Consider the following 2,339-nt stretch of genomic DNA (forward strand, 5'->3'; position numbering starts at 1 on the left):
GGCGATATGCAGGTGTTGGGCCAGGCCGCCTCGATACGTGACCTCACGGGTTCGATGCCGATTCGGGCGCGGCGTTGGCCGTCAGCATCCTTTAGCGCGGATTTCCACGCTCACTAATCCTCCCTCCGTCGACGCGATCCAGAGCTTGGGTGTCTGGAGCCGAGACCCTGCCTGAGCAGCAGAGATGTCCTGCGTTGAGATCAATCAGCCCCTTGCGTGGAGGTGTGTTCAGGTGTCACAGAGCGAAGGCAACCGTAAGTGTTACTGGTTCGTGATCGGGCTGAGGGCTGCCCGCGGACGCCCGTGACGAGGCCCTTGACCAGGGAGTTCTGGGTTTGTCCAGGAACGACACGCGCAGATGTGGGCTCCAGCCGGCCCGCACGGCAGTTCTGCTAGACCGGGCCCGTGACAGCGGAACCGGCCCCCGACTCGCCGGCCCCCGGCTCGGAGTTCTTCACCACGCCCACCCAGCCGAACCAGCGTCGGTATGAGGCGCTGCGCGCCTACTTCGTGGAGCGGATCAGCGTCGCCGAGGCCGGCGCCCGGGTCGGCTACACCCGCGCGAGCATGGCCAGCCTGCTGCGCGAGTTCCGCGCCGGAAAGATCCAGATGTTCGCCCCGCCCGGCAAGCCCGGCCCGAAGAGCGCCCCGGCCAAGGATCGCGCCCGGGCCCGGGTGGTCGCACTGCGCCGGGAGGGCCTGTCGGTGTATGAGATCAGCTCCCGGCTGCGCGCCGAGGCGACTCCGCTCAACCGCACCGGGGTCGGGCAGATCCTCACCGAGGAGGGCTTCGGGCGGCTGCTGCGCGGGCCCGCGCCCCAGGCCAGCACCAGCCCGGGGACCACCGGGCGGGACACGCACCTGCCCCGGGCGTCGGTCATCGACTTCGCCGCGTTCGGCGCCCGCGCCGAGACCAGCCTGGCCGGGCTGCTGCTGATGATCCCCGACCTGGTCGCCCTCGACCTGCCCGCCCTGGTGGCCCAAGCCGGCTACCCCGGCACCGCGGCGATCCCGGCCACCAGCCGGATCCTGTCGCTGCTGGCGCTGAAGCTGACCGCCACCCGCCGGGTCTCCCACGTCGACGACCTGCTCGCCGACCCAGCCAGCGCGCTGTTCACCGGGCTGTCGGTGCTGCCGAAGAAGTCCGCGCTCACCGACTACTCCTACCGGCTCGGCCACGACCACCAGCAGCGCTTCCTGGCCGCGCTGGACCAGAAGATGATCGGGGCGGGCCTGGCCACCGCCGAGAACGCGATCTTCGATCTCGATTTTCACGCTGTGATGCACTGGGGTGCCGACCCGGTCCTGGAGCGCCACTACGTGCCCACCCGGTCCCAGCGGTCCCGGTCGGTGCTGACCTTCTTCGCCCAGGACAGCGGCACCCACAACCTGGTCTACGCCTACGCCAACGCCGACATCTCCAAGGCCACCCAGAACCGGGAGGTCATCGCCTTCTGCGACCACTGGAAAGCCGTCAGCGGCAACGACCCGGCCATGCTGATCATGGACCAGAAGGTCACCACCCAGCAGGTGCTCGGCGAGCTCGACGAGCGCGGGGTCAAATTCGCCACCCTGCGCATGCGCTCACCCGCACTGGTCCGCCATATCAACGCCCTGACCAGCAGCGACTACAAGACGATCACCCTGGACCGGCCCGGCCGACACAACCGGCCCAAGGTCGCCGAGTCCCCGGCGGTGACCCTCACCAGCTACCCCGGCACCGTCCGCCAACTGGTCGTCACCGGGCTGGGCCGCGAGGCGCCCACCGTCATCATCACCAACAACCACGACATCAAGACCAAGGCCCTGATCGAGGCCTACGCCCGGCGGATGACCATCGAACAACGCCTCGCCGAGATCATCCAGGCCTTCTGCGCCGACGCCCTCTCCAGCACCGTCAACCTCAACGTCGACCTCGACATCGTCCTGTGCGTCCTGGCCCAAGCCCTCCTCGCCGCCTTCCGGGCCCGGCTCGGCCCCGGCTACACCACCGCCACCCCCGACACCCTCCAACGACGCTTCCTCGACACACCAGGAACAATCCTCACCAACGCCGACACGACCACCGTCGTCCTCAACCGCCGCGCCTACTCACCCGTCCTGCGCCAATCCGACCTCCCCACCGACACCACCGTGCCCTGGTGGCAAGGCCGCCGACTCCGCCTCCAGTTCGCCTGACACCAGAGGTTGAATCCGCTGCATGGAAATCGGCGTTAGCGTCGAGGAGTGGCCGACCTGCGCCTGTACTTCGACCCCGTCTGCCCCTTCTGCTGGATGACCAGCAAGTGGGTCCGGATGGTCGCGGCCGGGCGGCGCTACCGCGTCGAGTGGCGCTTCAT

At 68.8% G+C, this 2,339-nt stretch carries 1 protein-coding gene; it reads left to right on the forward strand.

Features of this window, described 5'->3' with window-relative positions:
* The first annotated feature begins 405 nt into the window (after positions 1–405).
* Positions 406–2,178, forward strand: coding sequence for a hypothetical protein (locus VF468_17865; protein ID HEX5880157.1), 1,773 nt, complete (start codon positions 406–408; stop codon positions 2,176–2,178).
* Positions 2,179–2,339 lie beyond the last annotated feature (161 nt).

The organism is Actinomycetota bacterium, from assembly GCA_036280995.1.
Taxonomy (GTDB): Bacteria; Actinomycetota; CALGFH01; order CALGFH01; family CALGFH01; genus CALGFH01.